Raw genomic sequence first — 21,300 nt, forward strand, 5'->3', positions numbered from 1 at the left:
GTGAACGTAGTCAACAACGCTACAACTTGAAATACGATGAGTATTTTTACTTAAATTGCACACCATCACTTATAAGGTTCTGTTATGTCTTCCAATAAATTACACCCAGTGAGTATTTCACAAGCATTACCCGGTCGACAATGTGCGATCCCTCATTCACCATATCATGCAGTTAACCATCATTCGATTGATAATATTCCGAACAATACTGAAACGGCTTATTTTGCTATGGGCTGCTTTTGGGGTGTAGAGCGACTATTTTGGCAACAACCGGGGGTATATTCAACATCTGTCGGCTACAGCGGGGGGATCACCCCAAACCCAACTTACGAAGAGGTTTGCACTGGCCTAACTGGCCATACAGAAATTGTCCGTGTTGTCTTTGATCCACAAGTCATTAGCTACGCTGATTTATTAACCCTATTTTGGGAGAATCATGATCCTGCCCAAGGCATGCGTCAAGGTGGCGATATTGGAACCCAATATCGTTCAGCAATCTACACAATTTCTGAATCACAGCAACAGCAAGCACAAGCCACACTGAATGCCTATCAACAAGCAATGAAGGCACAGCAAGACTCACGAACCATCACCACTGAAATTGCACCATTAGATGCGTTTTATTTTGCAGAAGACTATCATCAACAATACTTACACAAAAATCCAGCGGGCTACTGTGGATTAGGGGGGATTGGGATTTGCTTGCCGCCAAACATAAACTTATACTCTAAATAATTCGAGATGCAGCTAGGCGACAAGCGAAGATAGGCGAGGAGCATAGATAAACTCTATGACTTGGCTAGCTTAGTGCAGCCAACAACGCTACAACTTGAAGTATGACAAGTATAGGCAGATAATTTAACCTAATGCTATACTAACGTGACTAACCAAATTTTGCGCACTCCGCGCCACTTTTATCTGTGTAGTAAGGACAGTTACCTTCAGGGGATCCTACATTACCAAGGATCATATGTTCCTGAAGGTATTATCTGGATAATTTATGCTTAATAGTTTACTGATCGTTCTTTTATTATGTGCAATTAGCGCATTTTTTTCGTTGTCAGAAATTTCACTGGCAGCCTCCCGCCGCATTAAATTGAAACTGATGGCCGATGAAGGCAATATCAATGCAGCTCGCGTTCTCAAATTACAAGAAATGCCGGGTAAATTCTTTACTGTGGTACAAATCGGCCTAAATGCTGTCGCCATTTTAGCAGGTATTGTTGGTGAATCCGCCTTTTCTCCCGCACTACAGGATATTTTTATTAACTTCCTATCACCTGTTTGGGCACAACAGGTCGCCTCTATTCTGTCATTCACCATTGTCACTAGCCTATTCATTTTAGTCGCTGACTTAACGCCTAAACGTATTGGCATGGTAAAACCAGAAGCGATCGCGGTCCACATTGTCAATCCAATGCGCTTTTGCCTCGCAGTACTTAGTCCATTTGTATGGTTTTTTAATGGCCTTGCTAACCTTATCTTCAAAATTTTCAAATTGCCTACAGCACGTAATGAAGATATCACGTCTGATGATATTTTTGCGGTCGTTGAAGCAGGTGCAGTGGCAGGTGTATTACGTAAACAAGAACATGAGCTGATTGAAAACGTATTTGAATTAGAATCTCGTACAGTTCCTTCAGCAATGACGCCACGTGAAAGTATTATTTACTTTGATAAGCAAGAATCTGAAGACAGCATCAAACATAAAATATCAACAGAGCCTCATTCGAAGTTTTTGGTATGTAACGGTGACATTGACCATGTGATTGGCTATGTTGACTCAAAAGTACTGCTGAATCGCGTACTAAATGGACAAAGCCTGAATTTAAAAGATGGTGTACATATTCAGCCTGCATTAATGATCCCTGATACGCTATCGCTTTCTGATACTCTAGAGGCATTTAAAGCCAATGGTGTTGATTTTGCGGTTATTCTTAATGAATATGCCATGGTCATGGGAGTGATCACGATTAATGACGTTATGATCACATTAATGGGTGACTTACTCGGCCCCGGACAAGAAGAACAAATTGTCACACGTGACGAGAACTCATGGTTAGTCGAAGGTGGCACACCAATTGAGGATGTACAGCGTATTCTTGATATTGATGATTTCCCTGATTTCAGCAACTACGAAACCATCGCAGGGTTTATGATGTACCGCCTGAGAAAAATGCCAAAACGTACGGACTATGTGAAGTATGCAGGTTATAAATTCGAAGTGGTCGATATTGATAACTATAAGATTGACCAGCTGCTTGTGACTCGTCTAACGACACCACCAGCACCCGTTGTCGTACAAGCAGGTAAAAACAACACCGAAACGGCTAACGCAGAACAACCAACAAAAAATATCAAAGATTAATGTCTTACAGCGAAGCCGTTTCTTGTTAACGCGCCACTTTATGTGGCGCTGTTTTTAGCTCAATAGCAACACAGCATAACTATTGATACTAACAGCAATCACCCCAACTCAGTTTGCAAAACAAGAATTTGTTTGTTCACCTCACTCATCACATTGTAATGGCGTTTATCACCCACCTTAGGTGGTAAAATCTTGCCATAGTTAAATTCAAAAGCGCCAAAATCCTTAATATATAGGCGACCACGGAATAGCGTTTTAACGTAGAGTGCAATTTTGGATGGGTTATAACGGTTAAATATTTTCATTAGAACTTTTCCTTTCCTTTTGTCTGACGATACTCGTTCACTCATACCGCTCGTTAATAATAGACCAGCAATGTTTACTTTGGTTCGATTATTGCAGTTTTATTCAATTCATTTACAGAAAATGACACTGCAAACTCTCTGTCAATAACCGCAAAAACTGTGTAGTTATGCTAAATTTTGCAAAAATGTTAATTTTCATCTCACAACTCATCGGATGAGCTATGCTATAACAGTAACTACTTAGTACCTTCACCGTCACACATTGCCATTTGATGTAAGGCAATCACAAAAATGAGGTAACATAATGATTAAAAAGAATTTTTTATTTGCTTGCTTACTGGCTTTATCATCAACCGCTTTTGCAAGCCAAATCCAGCTCAATCAACCCGTTCCAGCCGTTACTGTGACAGACAAAGGTGAAATGCTCTTAAACCAAGAAGGGAAATTTTCATACCAAGAGTGGAAAAGCCAACAGTTACCGGGAAAAGTTCGGACAATTCAGCATATTGCAGGCCGCTCCTCCGCGAAAGAGCTCAATGCACCATTAATTGAAGCGATCAAAAAAGCCAGCTTCCCACATGATAGTTATCAAACGACCTCAATTATTAATGCCGATGATGCTATTTTTGGTACAGGCGTGTTTGTTAGCAATAGTGTTGAGGACAGCAAAAAAGAATTTCCTTACTCACAATTTATTGTCGATAGCGACGGTGTTGTGAAGCAAGCTTGGAGCCTCGCCCCTGAAAGCTCAGCGATTATCATATTGAACAAACAAGGCAATGTACTTTATTTTAAAGATGGCGCACTCACAGCCCCTGAAATCAATAAAGTGATTGAACTGATTAAAACTGAATTAACTAATTAGTATGACTTAACCGCTAGTACACAGTAACTGTGTACTAGCGAATAGCATAAAAATTGAAAATGTCGATTACAAAAACAGACAGTTATTCTGAATTATGTCTCAAGCGTTATGATCAACATTATGAATAATTATCCTGAATAGAGCCATAAAAAATCATCACTCTAGGTAATATCGGTGAGCTATTATTACCCTAATCAATTCCTGAGTAATAATACCTATATTCTCAGCTTGGAATTATTTTTCTATACTCGTTATACTTCAAGTTGCAGGGTTGTTGATTACACTCAGCGAGTCGAGTCATAGAGTTTATCTATGCTCCCCGCCTATCTTCACTTGTCGCCTATCTGCATCTCTAATTATTTAGAGTATATACCCCATTTTTATTTAATATTCTTAAGCTCGATAATCTAATTATATATTTAACTTAGGGTTGCGCTGTTGTATTATCTAAACTTATATTAAATTTTTATAATAGGAATACTCAAATGGCGAATATTATCTATCTTACGTTAAAAGGAAACAAGCAAGGACTAATCTCAAAGGGGTGCTCAACAATAGATTCAATTGGAAATAAATATCAAAATGGACATGAAGATGAGATCCTCATTCATGAACTATCTTCTAACTTATCAATGGATCAAAATGTGAGTTTTCAACCCATCGATATTAGAAAACCAATAGATAAATCGTCCCCACTACTCTCGCAATCTTTAGTATCTAACGAAATATTAACTTGTGACTTTGCTTTCTATAGAACATCAATGAGTGGTGGGCTAGAATTATATTACAAAATAAAATTAACAGGGGCATCAATTGTTAGTTTAAATTGCTTTTACCCTAATTCAGTTAGTCATAACCAAGCTCAACCAGAAGAATCTGTATCGATTAAGTTTCAGTCGGTCACATGGGAACATGTGATTGCAGGAACCAGTTCGTACAGCATATGGGATGAAAGGGTTTTCTAAATGTTTTCTACCCCAGAAGAAACTTTTGAATGGTATGCAAATGAGTTAAGAAAAATATCAGAACTGTCTGCAAGATATTTTCTTGATGATCCCTACTGTAAACAAGGTTACAGAAGTGAAATTAATGAAGTTATCAGATTGATTCGCGCTGATTTTAATATTGCATTATATAATAACAAAGCTAGATATCAGAGAATAGATGGTGCTAGGGATTGGGTTAAAGAAAACATGGGGTCAACAGGAAATTGGCCTGAACTTTACAAGTACACAGAAGAAATTAAGCTGGAATACGAATCAGAGAAATTAGCTTATTCACAACTAAGAAAGGCAAGTAAAGAACTGTATGATGCTACTCGATCTTATTTTGGTGAAGGGTGGCTTTTTTATAGTGACAAAAGTTTAGACATATTAGGAGGTGCAATTCAAACTACAATGGGAGCTTTTACCTTTTATGTGGGTAAAAAAATTGGAAGTAAAGGAATGAAAACATCAGGTACTATAAGTATGGCTTATGGAGGAGGACGTTTATATCAAGGTATTTCTGATATTACCTATGAGCTTAGCGATGGTGAATTAAACCTTGGAGGAGATCCAACTAAATTTTTAATAGAACAAAGTGTTTCCGCTTTAGGTGGTGATAGTATAACAGCTAAGAAAGTTTATTATGATATTGATTTTGTTAATAATATCTATGTGGGGTTTGCTGCATTTAAAATTATTGATCCAAAAAAAAAGAACTGAAATAAAAAATCTTCCAATGGAGACTCCCAATGGTTTAAGAAAAGTGGGAATTTTTGCACGTAACTTTCCTGATAATGTTGGATTTAGAATTGTTAAATGGACTAGTGAAAATTATAAAAGAAAATTAGCGCTAGGAAATAAACCAATGTTATTGTATGCAGCAACGACCTCAATAATTAAATTAAAATTAATTCTTGAATTGAATCAAGAAAAAAAATAAATTTTTAATTTGATCTTTAAATAGAAAAAAAAAGGTATTCTTTTTGTTAATGACATTATAAAAGTAAATATTATCACAGGAACTAAATATGCGATTGTTAAAGGTATTAGCGATAGAATTAATGGGGCCCCCATAAAAAAAACAAGTGTTATGTAATTTATTATAAAAATTAAAATTAATACTCTTGGTGTTTTTTTACTTGCTATTGATTCTTCAAACCATGAGTCAAAACTATCTGCAGTTCCAATAGATGAATGGATTAAACTAAGTTTGGCAATATCATCTTTACTTAACTTATCTATGTTTCGTCTTTTCACTATGGCCTCATACAATAATCTATTCTTGTTTATTATAGTAGCTGTAAATAATATAAATCATCACTTTCATTTAACTTACTTATTATTTCATTTAGTTTTTCTTTTTTAACTTTTGTTTTTTCTTCTGTTTTCATTTTTAAATTTCATATATATGGTTATTATAGTGTAGTTTATTATCAATATGTTATTTTATAGTATGATATTATATCACACTATTTTTGTTTTCTCCCAGAAAGACCGTCACACAAAATCCACCCGTTTCTCTATTAGAAAATTCAAGTCTTAAATGGTGTAACTCCGCAATACGTTTCGCAATAGAGAGGCCTAAACCGCTTCCTGTTTTTTCTTGCCCAGCAGGTCGATAGAAGCGTTCGCCTAACCGCGCTAATACCTCTTTGGTGACCCCCTCCCCATCATCTTTAATGGCAAGATAACGGTAATTCAGTTCAATATCTATTCTCCCACCCGTTTTGCCATAACGAATAGCATTATGAAGAAGATTTCGTAGCAAAATGGCTAGCAGTAACCGCTGTCCCATAATCGGTGGCGGTTCATTGAGTACTGAAACTTCAACGGTGACTTGTGCTGCTTTCGCTTCTGAGTCAGCCTCTTGTACTGATGATTCGATTAATGCAGACCATTGTAACTGCTCGATATCATCAAGCTGTGATAACGATTCTAAACGGGATAAGGTCAGCAATTGGTCAACGAGGCGTGTTGCTCGATCAATACCTTCAGATAAATTGGCCACCGCATGCTGACGGATCGCCGCATCTTGTCCTGCAATTTGCACCACCTCGGCTTGCACTTTCAACGCTGCCAATGGGCTACGTAATTCATGTGCCGCATCAGAGGTGAATTGCCGCTCTCGCGTAAACATGATTTGGATGCGCTCAAATAAGCTATTAAGCGCATCTAACAACGGTTTCACTTCTGAGGGTAATCGTTTTACGTTAACCGCATTGAGCTCATTAGGCTGCCGTCGATAGAGCTGGGCAGCCACTTGGCGTAAAGGACGAAGTGCACGGGTCAATAACCATAAAAATAAAACTAACATCACAGGTAATGCTATTAGCCAAGGTAAAAACTGGGCGACCATAATATCTTTTGCCAGATCTTGCCGATATTCCCATTCTTGCCCTACCGCAATGATGTATTGCCCGTCAGACGATTTTAGCCAAACAAATCGCCACTCATCATCGCTGCCCTTCACTTTGCCTTCGCTAAAACCTTCACGACGAAAGTCGAAGGCTATTTTTCGGCCATTGTCGCCATCATTCAGTAACATTTCACCTTGTGGGCTAAAAATAGCAAAGGCCAATGCATCATCATCTTGATTACCACGGTTTTTACGTAATATTTTCTTCGTTTTGGCTAATGAAGAGCCAGCAAAATCTAAGTCTGAAGGGAGAACAGATAAACGTTTCGCAAATACCATCTGCTGAGTATCAAATAACTCATTAATGGTCTTATAGGTTTGGTGCCACGCCAGTAAACTGGCCACTCCCCACGTCATTAACGCAAGTAGTAATAACATCAAGGTCAATTTTAAGCGCAAGCTAAAAGTTTTCATGCATTTTCACCTAAGCGGTAACCGACCCCATGGACTGTACGAATAAAGTTTGTACCTAACTTACGACGTAAATGATGAATATGGACTTCGACTGCGTTGCTTGAAACGTCATCATCCCAGTTATACAGTTTTTCTTCGATTGCTGCTCGAGACAATACTTTATTTGGATGGTGTAAAAATAGAGACAATAATGCTAATTCTTTGCTTTTTAGCTCAACCAACTCACCGTGACATGTCACGGTCATCGCTACAGGATCTAATTCAACATCACCATGCTTCAAGGTCGGTGTTAATTGACCACTACGCCGACGGATCAGAGCCTGCAAACGGGCTGCAACTTCAACTAATGCAAAAGGTTTACACAAATAATCATCGGCCCCTTGTTGTAGGCCTTGTACGCGTTGATCCAACGCATCCCTTGCGGTCAAAATTAAAACAGGTTCCTCTCGGCCTTGTTTGCGCCAATGTTTTAAAATATCCATACCATCTAAACTAGGCAAAGAGAGATCTAAGATCACGGCATCATAAGGTGCATCGAATAATGCCGTTTGCCCTTGCTTACCATCAGTAAACCAGTCAATCGTGAAGCCAAGTTGGCTTAAACCCACCTTTAAACCATCACCAATTAACCTGTCATCTTCTATCAGCAAAATACGCATGGCCATCTCCCTCATTCGAATATTAATATATTTATCTAATTAATAGGCCGATGACTAGCTATAATTAGCTAAATTAAAAAACTATTCTTTTATTACGACTTCTTAAGATCTTGTTAAGAACTTTTTGTTTTAATAGCCTCCGTCAACAAATTTAAGTAATCAATGGAGAGAACCACGATGAAAAAACTACCTATTATTGCAATGATCGCTGCTCTTGCTTCTGCACCTGTATTTGCGGCAACAGGTGGATTTGACGGCCCAGGATCAGCACAACAAACTTCATCCACTCAAGCAGGTGGCTTTAATGGCCCGAATAGCGGTGAAACTACTGTTGCCAAAGCACTTGAACTATCAGATGACAGCTGGGTGATTTTACGTGGAAACATCGTAAAACAGTTAGATCAGAAGCATTATGAATTTACTGATGGCACAGGCACTATCAATCTTGAGATTAGTCCAAAACGTTGGAACGGCCTCAATGTGACCCCAAAAGATAAAGTAGAAATCCGTGGTAAAATTGATAAAGATTGGAATTCTCGCGAAGTCGAAGTTAAGCAAATTCAAATCATTCAATAAACCTTAAAAAATACGAAGAGGGGCCTTGCCCCCTTTTCGCTAACATTTTTCCCCTCAATATTTATCATGCAAACTGTCATAGACTCTTATTTTCGGGCACTAACGATAATGTTAGATTAATTATTACCACCATTATGAAGGTAATATCATGTCCGCTAAACATCCCAAAGTGCGCAATATCCGTGAAACTTTACTCTCTGATAATTGGTACACCCTCAAGAAATACACTTATGAGCTACAACGTAGCGATGGAAACTGGCAAGAGCAGAGCCGAGAATCTTATGATAGAGGCAATGGCGCTGTCATTTTGCTCTATAATCGCAGTAAAAATACCATTGTCCTGATCCGCCAATTTCGGCTTCCTTTATATATCAGCGGCTACAATCAATTTCTTATCGAAGCTGCTGCTGGGTTACTCGACAATGCTTCCCCCGAAGAAAGAATTATCGCTGAAGCAGAAGAAGAAACTGGCTTTAAGGTACAAAAAATCGAAAAAGTTTTTGAAGCTTATATGAGCCCCGGCTCAGTCACCGAAAAGCTGTATTTTTATATTGCTGAATACCATGATCAAGATCGCTTAAATTTAGGTGGCGGACTCGCTGATGAAGGGGAAGATATTGAAGTATTAGAGTGGGAATTTCCCAGAGCATTACAAGCGATCAAAAACGGTGAAATTGTCGATGGTAAGACAATTATGCTCATACAACACGTAGCATTAAATAATATATTAAAAAACACTTAATATCACATTTTATATTTCTCTATTTTCCTTCTCGATACGAATTGAGAAGGAAAATTAAATCATGTTTATTTGGATTTATAGATTTTTCATTATGTTACATTTTTTACAAGTATGCCAATCAAGATAAATAATCATTTTGAATCAATAACATATATATTTTTCTTTTTTTTCTACCATTATCTTCTAAAAACATCCCGCTAATTACTACAGTATTTATTTTAATTAGAATAAGTTACAATGTATTAATGAATTATCTCTTTTAAAAGGTAACAAAATATATTCATTTGGCTTTTACCAATTTAGGAAATGTCTTTTTATGAATATCTTTTATCGATTTTTTATCCATTCAATAGTGCAAAATACAAAGTAAGGGGTTAATAATATGATACGTTGTGTTCGTATGTGGACCGGTGAAGATGGTAACTCTCTTTTTGAAGAAGGCACGATAGAATTAAGTGGTGAAGCAAGAGGTGACAATGAAACACCCGCGATTGCAGTGAGTGAACTTTCATTTCGCGAAACCACATCAGGCGGATCATGGGATTGGCACAAAGATCCTGTTCCACGTTATGTGCTGACTCTGACGGGTACGCTAGAATTTGAAACCAAAGATGGTTCAACATTTATCATCAAACCCGGTGATGTTTTATTAGCACAAGATAATACAGGCACTGGCCACAAATGGCGTTTAATCGGTGATGACCCATGGCGCCGTGCTTATGTTGTGTATCAAGAAGGCACTGAACTGTGTTTTAAGCCCACTAAGCAGTAGGAGTTTTTAATGAGTAAGCCTATTTCTGAACAAGTCGATATCGCGCTAATTGGTGCCGGTATCATGAGTGCAACATTGGGAACTTTTTTAAAAGAGCTCGAGCCATCACTCAACATCGCCGTATTTGAAAGACTCAATGATTGCGCACAAGAAAGTTCTCATCCATGGAACAACGCAGGTACAGGCCACGCCGCTAACTGTGAAATGAATTACACGCCACCGAATCCAGATGGTACGGTAGATATCAGTAAAGCACTTGAAGTCAATACTGAATTTGACCTCTCTCGCCAGCTTTGGTCTTATCTCGTCACCAAAGGTAAAATTAAAGATCCACGTGACTTTATTCATCCATGCCCACATATGAGCTTTGTTTGGGGCGAAGACAACGTAAAATTCTTAAAGCAACGCTACCAGCAGATGTCTGCTCACCACTGTTACCACAATATGGAATACAGTGATGATCCAAAACAGATCAATGAGTGGGCTCCACTGATCATGGAAGGCCGTGATCCTAAAGAAGCGATTGCCGTTACCCGTGTTAATACCGGTGCAGATGTCGATTACGGTGCACTAACGCATTTATTAATGGCGCAACTCAGCGAACAATCCGGTTTTTCAGTTCACTATAAACATGAAGTCATCGACGTTAAAAAAGCAGCCGATGGTAGATGGAATATTGAAGTTAAAAACCTACTTACCCATGAAAAAACCATTACCTCTGCAAAATTCGTGTTCGTAGGTGCAGGTGGCCGTGCGATCGAATTACTACAAAAATCAGGGATCCCTGAAGGCAAAGGCTATGGTGGTTTCCCAGTCAGTGGTATCTGGCTACGTTGCGACAACGAAGAAATTGCCTCTCGTCACCACGCAAAAGTGTATGGTAAAGCAGATAAAGGTTCACCACCAATGTCTGTCCCACACTTAGATACACGTATTATTGGTGGTAAGCGCTCCCTATTATTTGGACCTTATGCAGGTTTTTCGAGTAAATTCCTTAAACATGGTTCCTATTTAGATCTGTTCGAATCCGTTAAATTGAATAACCTTGAGCCAATGCTTGCGGTTGCAAAAGATAACTGGTCGCTAGCAGAATACCTAGTAGGCCAAGTGCTGCAAACATCTGCTCACCAATTTGCCATGCTGCAACAATTCTACCCAGAAGCGCAGCATGAAGACTGGAAAGAAGTGGTCGCAGGCCAGCGCGTGCAGATCATTAAACCAGATCACGACAAAAAAGGTGTTTTAGAATTTGGTACCGAACTCATCACCAGTGCCGATAAGTCATTTACTGTCTTGATGGGTGCGTCACCGGGAGCTTCTACAGCTGCCTTCATCGCCTTGAATGTATTGAAAACCTGCTTTGCAGAGCAATTAAATTCAGATGGCTGGGAAGCACGCTTGAAAGATATTATTCCAACTTATGGAATTGACTTAAAAGTTGATGCCAAAGCTTGTCTTGATATTCGAGCTGCTACGGCAAAAGTATTAAAACTGGATAATTAATTCAATAAGGGTGGAAAATAATCATTTTTCCACCCTTCTTTATTTTATCCACATCAAAACAATGTCACGCGAAACCCTGGATTTAAAAAGGATTCACGTGGTGTATAATCTAATGTCTTTCCATTCCAATCTAGCACTTTCGCTCCCGCAGCAATTGCCACTGCATGGCCCGCGGCTGTATCCCAAATATTGGTAGGCCCAAAGCGTGGATAAAGTTGTGCTTTGCCTTCAGCGACTAAGCAAAACTTTAATGATGACCCTACAGTAACGGTTTCATGGCTCCCCATTTGATTGAGGTAATCACGTAATTCACCGTCTTGATGGGAACGGCTAATGACTATTGTAGGTGGCGTCATCTCTTTGACATGAATAGATTGCTTATGGCCGCCTTCTTCCTTCCATGCTTGATTACCTTCAGCATAGTAAAGTAAGTTTTTTGCTGGTGCATAAACCACGCCCATGACAGGAACACCATTTTGAATCAATGCGATATTAACGGTAAAGTCACCATTACGGTGGATAAATTCTTTGGTACCATCTAACGGATCAATTAACCAATAACGTTGCCAATTCTTACGTTCATCCCACGATGGTGGTGCTTCTTCTGATATTTGAGGAATTTCAGGCGCGATCTGCGTTAATCCTGTTGTAATAATATTATGAGCAGCAATATCGGCAGCAGTTACAGGTGAATCATCACTTTTCCGTTCAACCTGTAGCGGCTCTTCGGCGGTATAGTAACTCATGATGGCAGAACCCGCGTCTATAGCCAGTTCGCAAATTTGTTTTAACATAATTCACCTCTCTCCCGCTAACTGTTAAAACTAGGTTAGCAGTCATAAGCCATTGATGCACCTTTTTCCTATAAACCTAAACAACAAAAAGTAGAGATAAAAAAATAGCGGGTGTTTAGACCCGCTATTTCTTAATCCAGCAATAAAACGAATTACAGGATATCTAATAATTCAACTTCAAAAACTAAAGTGCTAAATGGTGGAATAGATGCACCCGCACCACGCTCACCATAAGCGAGTTCAGAAGGAATGTAGAGCTCCCACTTAGAACCAACAGGCATCAGAGTCAAAGCTTCAATCCAACCAGGGATCACGCCACTAACAGGGAATTCGGCTGGCTGACCACGTTGTACTGAGCTATCAAATACAGTGCCATCAACCAAACGACCAGTATAGTGCACGCGAACGCGGTCGCTACGAGTCGGGATAGCCCCCTCACCTTGATTGATAACAGAGAATTGCAAACCTGAATCTGTGGTTGAAACACCTTCACGTTTTTGGTTTTCTTCTAAGAACGCACGGCCTTCGGCTGCCATTGCTTCTTGGCGAGAAACACGGACGGCATCAGCACGTTCATGAATTTCACGTAGCGCTTTATGTAGTGCTTCAACAGGAACTGAAGGCATATTACCTTCTAGTGCATCAGTCAAGCCAGCAAGGATCGCTTCAGGCACTAAGCCTTCTAAGCCTGACTCTAATAGTTGTTGGCCCACTTGTAAGCCAATCCCATAGCTTGCTTGTGCTTCTACTGAATCAAAATTTTGGTTTGCCATGAAAATACCTGTATGGTTTTAAGAAAAAACCAAGGATAACAGCCTTACACTTATGGGTAAACCTAAACGATTAGCTCATCATCTTTCATGTTGCTGCATAGTTAAGTGTTCTCTGAAAAATAACATCGAGTAATCAATTTACTAAGAATCAATGCTAGTATTCGTATAACAATATATTCAACTCACAGCTATTATTCCTCAATCAAGGAGGAGCCATGTTTAAACTTTCGGTATTTCATCGTATTGGTATCGCTATTTTAGCCATTATCATTATAGCGGCACTATTTTGGCCTACAGGTGAAAAAAACACCGAAAGCCAAATTACGCAAAATCAGCCTCAACCTATTGTTGTACCACCACCGACAACGCCTGAAATCATCGCCTCAACACCAGAAGAGCCTGTCAGTAACGGGGACTCTGATCAACCACAAATAGGCTTACCGACTGAACCTGAAATAGTTCAAGAGCCTCCAGAGGATCCTGCGCCAGTTGATACCACTCCACCAGCGACAACGACACCACCAAAACAAACGCAGCAGCCGACGACAGCATCTCAACCATCGGCAAATGAGTGGCGGAATTATCAAATACAGAAAGGAAAAACACTCGCGCAGCTATTTCGTGATAATAATTTGCAGGCTAATGATGCCTTTGTCATGGCACGAGCCGAAGGGGCAGAAAAACCCTTAAGCAACTTACATAAAGGCCAAAAAGTTCGCTTAAAAGCGAATGCCAAAGGTGAAGTAGAGGTGTTGGAGATCACCACTCCAGATGGAAAAACCTTTAGTTTTGCTCGTTTAAGCGATGGTAGTTACTACCGTACACCTTAGTTTTAGTCGAAAATCATTTATTACAGACAATAAAAAACACCGGACCAGCCGGTGTTTTTTTGTGCCATCAGTAAACTCATGGCACTACCATCATTATTGATTACTCAGCAACGATGATAACGTTCAGCTCTGCAAAAACATCGCTGTGTAACTGGAAGTGAACTTCGTGGTCACCAGTAGTACGCAGAACGCCGTTTGGCAGGCGAACTTCGCTTTTCGCGATTGCAACGCCAGCTGCAGTTACTGCATCAGCGATGTCACGAGTACCGATAGAACCGAACAGTTTACCTTCGTCACCCGCTTTAGAAGCGATAGTGACAGAACCCAGTGCAGTAACAGATGCTGCACGAGCCTGAGCTGCTGCTAGAACGTCAGCTAATTTAGCTTCCAGTTCAGCGCGGCGAGCTTCGAAGAATTCGATGTTTTTCTTAGTTGCAGGAACAGCTTTGCCCTGTGGAACTAAGTAGTTACGAGCATAGCCCGATTTAACGTTAACCTGATCACCCAGGCTACCTAGGTTAGCTACTTTATCAAGCAGAATAACTTGCATTACCTTATCCTCTTAAAGTCGTTAATGGACTGTACCAATTACTGATGACGATCAGTATATGGCAACAGAGACAGGTAGCGAGCGCGCTTGATAGCACGAGCGAGCTGACGCTGATATTTTGCACGAGTACCGGTGATACGGCTTGGTACAATTTTACCACTTTCAGTGATATAGTTTTTCAGCGTTGCGATATCTTTATAGTCGATCTCTTGAACGCCTTCCGCTGTGAAACGGCAGAACTTGCGACGACGGAAATAACGTGCCATATGGCTAGTCTCCAGAATCTATCAAATCAATCTGCTCGGCATGAAGGACCAGTTTACTTAGGCCATTGCGCCCTTGGTGGGTGCTAATAAAACCAGTGACTGTAATCCGACTGCCGACCGTTATACTGTGAGTATGGGCTTGTAAGGTTTGTCCGCTAGCAATTATGGGCATTCTGCACCATGCTTGCCGAGTCAACCCAGCTTCCTGTTGTTCCGAACGATGTTCTAAAACAAACTGGCAGTGAGGGATGCCCGATGGACTCACTTTTCGAATCAATGCTTTACAGACTGTGCCTGTGAGCACCAAACGATTAGTGAACACCTGCGCAATTACTCTTCAGAATCCCCAGCTTCTTCAGCTTCTTCATCCTGATATTCATCAGACAGGTCACGGCCACGACGTTCGTCTTTAGCTTTAACCATTGGAGAAGCTTCTGTTACTGCGTGTTTTAAGCGCATAACCATGCTGCGGATAACGGCATCGTTGAAGCGGAAGTTAGTTTCCAGCTCATCAATCGCTTCCTGTGGAGCTTCTACGTTCAGCAGAACATAGTGAGCTTTGTGCAGTTTATTGATTGGGTAAGCCAGTTGGCGACGGCCCCAGTCTTCTAGACGGTGGATTTGACCTTGTGCGTTAGTGATAACAGCACTGTAACGCTCGATCATACCCGGAACCTGTTCGCTTTGGTCAGGATGGACCATAAAAACGATTTCGTAATGACGCATTAGTAGTTGCTCCTTACGGATTATTCAGCCTCCTGTCAGGGTTAACCGCGGCCCGCGGAGGCAAGGAACTTATTGAGTGCGGCTAAAAAATTGACGCGTAACTATACCCATCCCAGAGGAAAAACTCAAGGGATGGCGGCAAATTATTTATTTTGCACTGCGCTGACGTACAGCTTCAAATAAACAAACACCTGTCGCTACAGAGACATTCAATGAAGAAACCGTGCCCGCCATTGGAATACTAATTAGCTCATCACAATGCTCACGGGTTAAACGACGCATTCCTTCACCTTCAGCGCCCATTACTAGAGCCATTGCCCCTGTCAGTTTACTTTGATAAAGCGTATGGTCTGCTTCGCCAGCAGTGCCGACAATCCAAATATTATACTCTTGCAACAAACGCAATGTTCTTGCCAAGTTAGTCACACGGAACAGTGGTACACTTTCTGCTGCACCACACGCCACTTTTTTGGCAGTTGCGTTCAATTGTGCGGATTTGTCTTTAGGCACAATCACCGCATGTACGCCTGCCGCATCGGCACTACGTAGGCAAGCACCCAAGTTATGGGGATCTGTCACACCATCTAAAATTAATAAGAATGGCGCTTCTGTACTTTCCAGAAAATCAGGTAAATCACCTTCTTGATACTGTTTACCCGGCAGCACCTTTGCAATAATGCCTTGATGCACGGCCCCTTCCGTTTGTGTATCCATCCATTGGCGATTAGCAACTTGCACAACAATGCCAAGCGCCTCGATTTCATGAATAATCGGCATCAAACGGCGATCTTCACGCCCTTTTAAAATATAAACTTCTTTGATCCGTGACGCATCACGATCAAGTAAGGCTTTCACCGCATGAATGCCGTAAATAATTTCGCTCATAAATATCTTTTTTGTTGATGGAATTCAAGGTGACATCACGTCACCTAACCTAATTTGTTGGCTCACAGTTTGGGGTAGCCTACGCTACCCCCTTTACTTATATTAGCCTGCTTGCTTCTCAGCTTTTTTTGCTGCGCGTTTTGCTTTTAATTTTGCAGTGATCTTCTTCGTCTTATCAGAGGCTTTTTTCGCTTTTGCCTTGGTATCCGCTTTTTTATCGGTTTTTTTATCCGTTTTCTTGCCTTTCTTCTCTGAACGACGGAACGCTGAATCAGGTTCAAAATTCTTTTCTTTGCTGACATCACGCTTACCACGCGCTGATTTCGTGGCATTTTTAACTTCTTTTTTCATTTTATCACGAGCTGTTTTGCCCGGATTTTTCGCCTTACGCGTTGTTGAGATCAAGGCGAAATCAATGGTGCGCTCATCCATGTGTACTGCTTCAACACGGATTTCCACTTCATCGCCAAGACGATAAGTGGTACCTGATGATTCACCAATCAAACGCTGACCGACTGCATCATAGCGATAATAATCGTTATCTAATGTCGAGACATGGACTAAACCATCAATGAATAAGTCATTAAGGCGCACAAAGAAGCCAAAACCGGTAACACTGGTGATCAAGCCTGTAAACACTTGACCCACTTGATCCTGCATAAAGTCACATTTTAACCAATCGGCGACATCGCGAGTAGCTTCATCAGCACGACGTTCAGTCATTGAGCAATGCTCACCGAGTTGTAACATGCTATCCATATCAGAATGCCAGCCACCTGTTGGTGTCCAACGATGATCCGAATGCCCCTGTTCTTTCGCCAGTAAATATTTGATCCCCCTGTGCAAAGTAAGGTCAGGGTAACGACGAATTGGTGATGTAAAGTGCGCATAGGATTTTAGTGCCAGCCCGAAGTGGCCACGATTTTCAGGATCATAAATCGCTTGTTTCATGGAGCGTAAAATCATCGTTTGCAGCAATTCATGATCAGGGCGCTCTGCCACATCATTCATCACTTGTGCATAATCTTTTGGCTCTGGTTTCATGCCACCCGGTAATGTGAGTCCCAGTTCACTGAACACCGAACGCAGGTTCATCACGCTCTCTTCTTTCGGGCGGTCATGCACACGATATAGCGCAGGTTCTTCATTTTTCTCAACAAAACGCGCTGCTGCAATGTTGGCTAAAATCATGCACTCTTCAATTAACTTGTGAGCATCGTTACGCTCGACAGGTTCAATACGTTCAATGCGTCGCTCGGCATTAAAAATAAATTTCGCCTCTTCTGATTCAAACGAAATTGCACCTCGCTCAATACGCGCAGCATCTAATGTCTTATACAGTGCATGTAGCTGCTCGATATGCGGAACTAATGTTTTGTAATGTTCACGCAGCTCTTCATCACCCTGCAAAATTTTCCAAACTTTTGTGTAAGTCAGCCTTGCATGTGAATTCATCACCGCTTCATAGAATTTAAAGGATGACAAACGCCCCGATGCTGATACGGTCATTTCACAGACCATACACAGGCGATCTACCCCTGGATTTAATGAGCAGAGGCCATTGGATAGTACCTCTGGTAACATCGGCACTACCTGTGATGGGAAATAAACGGAGTTACCACGGCTTCGAGCTTCATCATCAAGGGCTGTTTGTTGACGTACATAATAGCTAACATCCGCAATCGCGACCCATACACGCCAGCCACCACCTTTTTTCGGTGCACAATGTACTGCGTCATCAAAGTCTCTAGCATCTTCACCATCAATGGTCACTAATGGTAAATCACGCAGGTCGACTCGACCTTTTTTAGCTGACTCAGGTACATGTTCGCTTAAATCAGCAACCTGCTTCTCAACTTGAGGAGGCCATGTGTGTGGAATTTCATGGGTGCGCAAAGCGATTTCAACCGCCATACCTGTGCCCATGCTTTCACCTAAAATTTCAATAATGTTACCTACTGCTTGAGCGCGGCGCTGAGGTCTTGAAACCAGTTCAACCACCACTACATTGCCCATGCGAGCACCATTAATTTGATCTTTAGGAATTAAAATATCAAAACTTAAGCGACTATCATCAGGCACCACAAACCCCATACCTGATTCAATAAAATAGCGACCCACAATTTGATTATTACGTGGTTCAAGTACACGAACGACTCGAACTTCAGTACGCCCTTTACGATCTTGGCCATAAGCTTGCGCTAAAATGACATCACCGTGCAGGGCGCGTTTCATTTCATCTTGTGAGAGATAATAATCTTCTTTTTTACCTTCAACGCGCAAAAAACCATAACCATCACGGTGACCAATAACTTTACCTTTCAGTAGGTCTAAGCGCTCTGGTAAGGCGTAACATTGACGGCGAGTGAAGACCAATTGTCCATCGCGTTCCATTGCCCGCAAGCGGCGGCGCAAGGCTTCGAGTTCTTCTTCTGAAGAAAGGTTTAATAGCTGTGCAATTTCTTCACGTTTTGCGGGTGCAGTCCGCTTGGTCAGGAGTTCAAGAATAAACTCTCGGCTCGGAATAGGGGATTCGTATTTTTCTGCTTCTCTTTCCTGAAAAGGATCATGTGACATCGTTACCTCCGTTGTCATCAGAATTTGTTATTACTGCCTATCTAATCAAGCAGTAATTGATAAAGCGGGCTGTTGTCTTTGACCATATCAGCCAGCGTATGTTTATCAAGTTCTTGTAAAAATTGTTGTATCGCCTGATGAAGCACACCCTTCAATCGACAGGCTGGTGTTATATGACAAAATTCGCCACTACAGTTAACTAATGTTAAGGGTTCAAGTGCCCTAACAACATCGCCAATGCGTATTGTTTCTGCTGCTTGGCCTAATGTAATCCCGCCATTCTTACCACGTGTTGCTTTAATATAGCCAAGGTGACTGAGCTGATTAATGATCTTAACCATATGATTACGCGAGACACCATAAACTTCAGTGACTTCTGTGATACTGGTCATTTTCCCCTCAGGGAGCGATGCCAAGTATATCAATGCACGTAATCCATAGTCCGTAAAACTTGTTAGCTGCACAATCACCTCAAAATTTTTGGCTAGGCCAATGGCAATCTCACCATCTGTGCCTTTTCAATCTCAAATTATAGAAAAATTATTGTCGACGTGTTGCGTGAGGCCAATACCTTAATCACCACTAGACTTCACGTTATTGGTATTCGCGCTACAGTCACTCAGTATCAGTAATCCTATTCTCAAATGAATAAACTCACCCTAACAATAAGATAATGGAACTAATTTCGCTTCAATTTGACATCGCAAAATAGCGTTTAACTTAACTTATCAACAAAGAAAAATGGCTCTATCATGAGATAGTAGGATCAGCAATTACCATTATAGGGTGTTTAGTTGTCACCCTTTTTCGCTCTACCTTGACAACAAAGAATATCAAAGAACAATCGAACACATAATAGCACATATTTTTTAGCGACTCGTGTTTCTTGAGCTTACCTTAGTTTATCTATACTGTTTAGAAAGAGTCATAACGGAATAGATACTGCTGGATCCACTTTTAATATCAAATCTTTTAATTTGATCTGCTTTACAATGAACGGTTAGTACCATAAAGAGGTGACATAGGAAATTATGGAACAAATTATTGAAATATATAATTATATATCAGGGAACACCTTCTTAATGACTTCCCTTCTAGTGGCCATATTGCTACTCACATGGTTTGTTGGAAAAGTGATTTTTTTGCGGTTTGCTAGAAGATTATTACCATTACTCACTAATTTAAGTGATGATGAATTAATTGATGGAGTTGCGCGAAAAATAGCGTCGATCGTTGCTGTGACGTTGGTACTTTATATCAATCAGATGCTGCCTTCATTTTCTGATGAAGTGAACATTACCTTTAAAACTATCTGTTGGGCGCTGATTATTATTAATGTTGCCGCATTAGTGAATGATGGGCTAGATGTATTTATCCTGCGCCAATCAAAAAAAGTGCTACATCGCAATAATTCGATCAAGGGCTATATTGAAATAGCTAAAATTGTCGTTTGGATAATTTCCTTTATCTTGATCATCGCATTGATGACCGAACAATCTCCAATCATTATCATTTCCAGCTTCGGTGCTATCGCGGCAGTATTAATGTTTGTATTTCAGCATACGCTGTTATCGTTTGTCGCCAATATTTTGGTATCAAATGGAAAGGTATTAAAACTGTATGATTGGATCGAATTACCCAGCAGTAATATCAGCGGAGAAGTCATTGATATAGCACTACATACTATTACGGTTCGAAATTGGGATAACACTATTTCACGTATTCCCACCAAAGATTTTTTGACCGAAAAATATACTAACTGGCAACCGATGTTTTCTTCAGGAGGACGTCGCATTAAGCGCAGCTTTTATATTGACCAATCATCTATCTGCTTTGCAACTGAAGATCTGATCAGCGAATTAAAAAATACCACTCCGCTACGTCAGAGTATAGAAAATATGCTAGAAGAACGAGGTGATATCGGTGATATAAATGACTGGATAATGAATAATGGCGTCACTAACCTACAGCTATTTCGAAAATATATTTTGAATTGGATAAAAATGCGCGGTGATGTCAGAACCGATATGTATTTAGTCATACGTACCATGCCACCAACACCCAATGGACTACCTGTCGAAATCTATTGTTTCACCCGTTCAACCACTTGGGTTGAATATGAAGAAGTCCAATCGGAAATTTTTGAGTATGTTAATGCGTCTGCAAACTACTTTAAACTACGGATCTATCAACACCCATCCGGAAGTGACTTAGCGGGTTTAAAATATCGGTAACAAATAACAAAAAACACCGAATAAATCGGTGTTTTTTCATCTGCTTATCAGCACTTTTT

Annotated in this window: 24 protein-coding genes; 12 read left to right on the forward strand and 12 right to left on the reverse strand. The window is 40.5% G+C overall.

All coding sequences use genetic code 11. From position 1 onward, the window contains the following. Nucleotides 1-84: 84 nt before the first annotated feature. Both msrA and paeA read left to right on the forward strand, forming a co-directional pair. Nucleotides 85-735 carry a peptide-methionine (S)-S-oxide reductase MsrA gene (msrA, locus tag JI723_RS18295; RefSeq protein ID WP_283125981.1) on the forward strand — a complete coding sequence of 217 codons (651 nt, stop codon included), beginning with the start codon at nucleotides 85-87 and terminating at the stop codon, nucleotides 733-735. 265 nt (nucleotides 736-1,000) lie between these two features. Then, nucleotides 1,001-2,368 carry a polyamine export protein PaeA gene (gene paeA / locus JI723_RS18300; protein ID WP_070925616.1) on the forward strand — a complete coding sequence of 456 codons (1,368 nt, stop codon included), beginning with the start codon at nucleotides 1,001-1,003 and terminating at the stop codon, nucleotides 2,366-2,368. A gap of 98 nt (nucleotides 2,369-2,466) precedes the next feature. Here the strand turns inward: paeA and JI723_RS18305 are convergent, their stop codons facing one another. Next, nucleotides 2,467-2,673, reverse strand: a complete 207-nt coding sequence (locus JI723_RS18305) for a DUF1107 domain-containing protein (RefSeq protein ID WP_070925618.1) — start codon at nucleotides 2,671-2,673, stop codon at nucleotides 2,467-2,469. A gap of 304 nt (nucleotides 2,674-2,977) precedes the next feature. Between JI723_RS18305 and JI723_RS18310 the strand changes: the two genes are divergently transcribed. The 4 genes from JI723_RS18310 (at nucleotide 2,978) to JI723_RS18325 (ending at nucleotide 5,464) form a co-directional block, all read left to right on the forward strand. Continuing rightward, entirely contained in the window at nucleotides 2,978-3,538 is a 561-nt protein-coding gene (locus JI723_RS18310; protein ID WP_070925619.1) for a YtfJ family protein, read from the forward strand. A gap of 485 nt (nucleotides 3,539-4,023) precedes the next feature. After that, nucleotides 4,024-4,503 carry an Hcp family type VI secretion system effector gene (locus tag JI723_RS18315; RefSeq protein ID WP_070925621.1) on the forward strand — a complete coding sequence of 160 codons (480 nt, stop codon included), beginning with the start codon at nucleotides 4,024-4,026 and terminating at the stop codon, nucleotides 4,501-4,503. Next, on the forward strand, nucleotides 4,504-5,244 hold the full coding sequence (locus JI723_RS18320) for a hypothetical protein (protein ID WP_337979629.1): 741 nt from the start codon (nucleotides 4,504-4,506) through the stop codon (nucleotides 5,242-5,244). 16 nt (nucleotides 5,245-5,260) lie between these two features. After that, nucleotides 5,261-5,464 (forward strand): hypothetical protein, encoded by a 204-nt coding sequence (locus JI723_RS18325; RefSeq protein WP_337979630.1) that lies wholly within the window; start codon nucleotides 5,261-5,263, stop codon nucleotides 5,462-5,464. Nucleotides 5,465-5,983: 519 nt separating this feature from the next. Here the strand turns inward: JI723_RS18325 and qseC are convergent. Continuing rightward, complete coding sequence (qseC, locus tag JI723_RS18330; RefSeq protein WP_070925626.1) at nucleotides 5,984-7,354, reverse strand: quorum sensing histidine kinase QseC; 1,371 nt, start codon at nucleotides 7,352-7,354, stop codon at nucleotides 5,984-5,986. Next, nucleotides 7,351-8,013, reverse strand: a complete 663-nt coding sequence (gene qseB, locus JI723_RS18335; RefSeq protein ID WP_140181079.1) for a quorum sensing response regulator transcription factor QseB — start codon at nucleotides 8,011-8,013, stop codon at nucleotides 7,351-7,353. The genes qseC and qseB overlap by 4 nt, the downstream gene beginning before the upstream one ends. 177 nt (nucleotides 8,014-8,190) lie before the next feature. Between qseB and JI723_RS18340 the strand changes: the two genes are divergently transcribed. The 4 genes from JI723_RS18340 (at nucleotide 8,191) to mqo (ending at nucleotide 11,606) form a co-directional block, all read left to right on the forward strand. Then, nucleotides 8,191-8,589: a YgiW/YdeI family stress tolerance OB fold protein gene (locus JI723_RS18340; protein ID WP_319067346.1), complete on the forward strand. Its 399-nt coding sequence runs from the start codon at nucleotides 8,191-8,193 to the stop codon at nucleotides 8,587-8,589. Nucleotides 8,590-8,737: 148 nt separating this feature from the next. After that, nucleotides 8,738-9,331, forward strand: a complete 594-nt coding sequence (locus tag JI723_RS18345; RefSeq protein ID WP_283125985.1) for an NUDIX hydrolase — start codon at nucleotides 8,738-8,740, stop codon at nucleotides 9,329-9,331. Nucleotides 9,332-9,713: 382 nt separating this feature from the next. Beyond that, complete coding sequence (locus JI723_RS18350) at nucleotides 9,714-10,103, forward strand: cupin domain-containing protein (RefSeq protein ID WP_070925632.1); 390 nt, start codon at nucleotides 9,714-9,716, stop codon at nucleotides 10,101-10,103. Between the two features lie 9 nt (nucleotides 10,104-10,112). Continuing rightward, on the forward strand, nucleotides 10,113-11,606 hold the full coding sequence (mqo, locus tag JI723_RS18355; protein WP_140181083.1) for a malate dehydrogenase (quinone): 1,494 nt from the start codon (nucleotides 10,113-10,115) through the stop codon (nucleotides 11,604-11,606). A gap of 53 nt (nucleotides 11,607-11,659) precedes the next feature. Here the strand turns inward: mqo and cysQ are convergent, their stop codons facing one another. Further along, nucleotides 11,660-12,400, reverse strand: coding sequence for a 3'(2'),5'-bisphosphate nucleotidase CysQ (gene cysQ, locus JI723_RS18360; RefSeq protein WP_070925636.1), 741 nt, complete (start codon nucleotides 12,398-12,400; stop codon nucleotides 11,660-11,662). A gap of 152 nt (nucleotides 12,401-12,552) precedes the next feature. Next, nucleotides 12,553-13,173: a BamJ family beta-barrel-assembly machinery protein gene (locus JI723_RS18365; protein ID WP_070925638.1), complete on the reverse strand. Its 621-nt coding sequence runs from the start codon at nucleotides 13,171-13,173 to the stop codon at nucleotides 12,553-12,555. A gap of 215 nt (nucleotides 13,174-13,388) precedes the next feature. Between JI723_RS18365 and JI723_RS18370 the strand changes: the two genes are divergently transcribed. Next, complete coding sequence (locus JI723_RS18370; protein ID WP_337979631.1) at nucleotides 13,389-14,003, forward strand: LysM-like peptidoglycan-binding domain-containing protein; 615 nt, start codon at nucleotides 13,389-13,391, stop codon at nucleotides 14,001-14,003. A 100-nt stretch (nucleotides 14,004-14,103) separates the two neighbouring features. Here JI723_RS18370 and rplI read toward each other — a convergent pair whose 3' ends face one another. From rplI to nsrR, 7 genes are all read right to left on the reverse strand, one after another. Continuing rightward, nucleotides 14,104-14,553: a 50S ribosomal protein L9 gene (gene rplI, locus JI723_RS18375; protein ID WP_070925642.1), complete on the reverse strand. Its 450-nt coding sequence runs from the start codon at nucleotides 14,551-14,553 to the stop codon at nucleotides 14,104-14,106. Between the two features lie 38 nt (nucleotides 14,554-14,591). Next, nucleotides 14,592-14,819 (reverse strand): 30S ribosomal protein S18, encoded by a 228-nt coding sequence (gene rpsR / locus JI723_RS18380; RefSeq protein ID WP_000135199.1) that lies wholly within the window; start codon nucleotides 14,817-14,819, stop codon nucleotides 14,592-14,594. Nucleotides 14,820-14,823: 4 nt separating this feature from the next. Next, nucleotides 14,824-15,141 (reverse strand): primosomal replication protein N, encoded by a 318-nt coding sequence (priB, locus tag JI723_RS18385; protein WP_070925644.1) that lies wholly within the window; start codon nucleotides 15,139-15,141, stop codon nucleotides 14,824-14,826. A gap of 8 nt (nucleotides 15,142-15,149) precedes the next feature. Then, complete coding sequence (rpsF, locus tag JI723_RS18390) at nucleotides 15,150-15,545, reverse strand: 30S ribosomal protein S6 (RefSeq protein WP_070925646.1); 396 nt, start codon at nucleotides 15,543-15,545, stop codon at nucleotides 15,150-15,152. 147 nt (nucleotides 15,546-15,692) lie between these two features. Then, complete coding sequence (gene rlmB, locus JI723_RS18395) at nucleotides 15,693-16,430, reverse strand: 23S rRNA (guanosine(2251)-2'-O)-methyltransferase RlmB (protein WP_140181087.1); 738 nt, start codon at nucleotides 16,428-16,430, stop codon at nucleotides 15,693-15,695. A 102-nt stretch (nucleotides 16,431-16,532) separates the two neighbouring features. Further along, on the reverse strand, nucleotides 16,533-19,007 hold the full coding sequence (gene rnr, locus JI723_RS18400) for a ribonuclease R (RefSeq protein WP_283125995.1): 2,475 nt from the start codon (nucleotides 19,005-19,007) through the stop codon (nucleotides 16,533-16,535). A 41-nt stretch (nucleotides 19,008-19,048) separates the two neighbouring features. Beyond that, entirely contained in the window at nucleotides 19,049-19,471 is a 423-nt protein-coding gene (gene nsrR / locus JI723_RS18405) for a nitric oxide-sensing transcriptional repressor NsrR (protein WP_070925675.1), read from the reverse strand. Between the two features lie 567 nt (nucleotides 19,472-20,038). Between nsrR and JI723_RS18410 the strand changes: the two genes are divergently transcribed. Further along, complete coding sequence (locus JI723_RS18410) at nucleotides 20,039-21,241, forward strand: mechanosensitive ion channel family protein (protein ID WP_319067353.1); 1,203 nt, start codon at nucleotides 20,039-20,041, stop codon at nucleotides 21,239-21,241. The last annotated feature ends 59 nt before the right edge of the window (nucleotides 21,242-21,300 follow it).

The sequence above is a fragment of the Providencia manganoxydans genome (assembly GCF_016618195.1).
Classification (GTDB): domain Bacteria; phylum Pseudomonadota; class Gammaproteobacteria; order Enterobacterales; family Enterobacteriaceae; genus Providencia; species Providencia manganoxydans.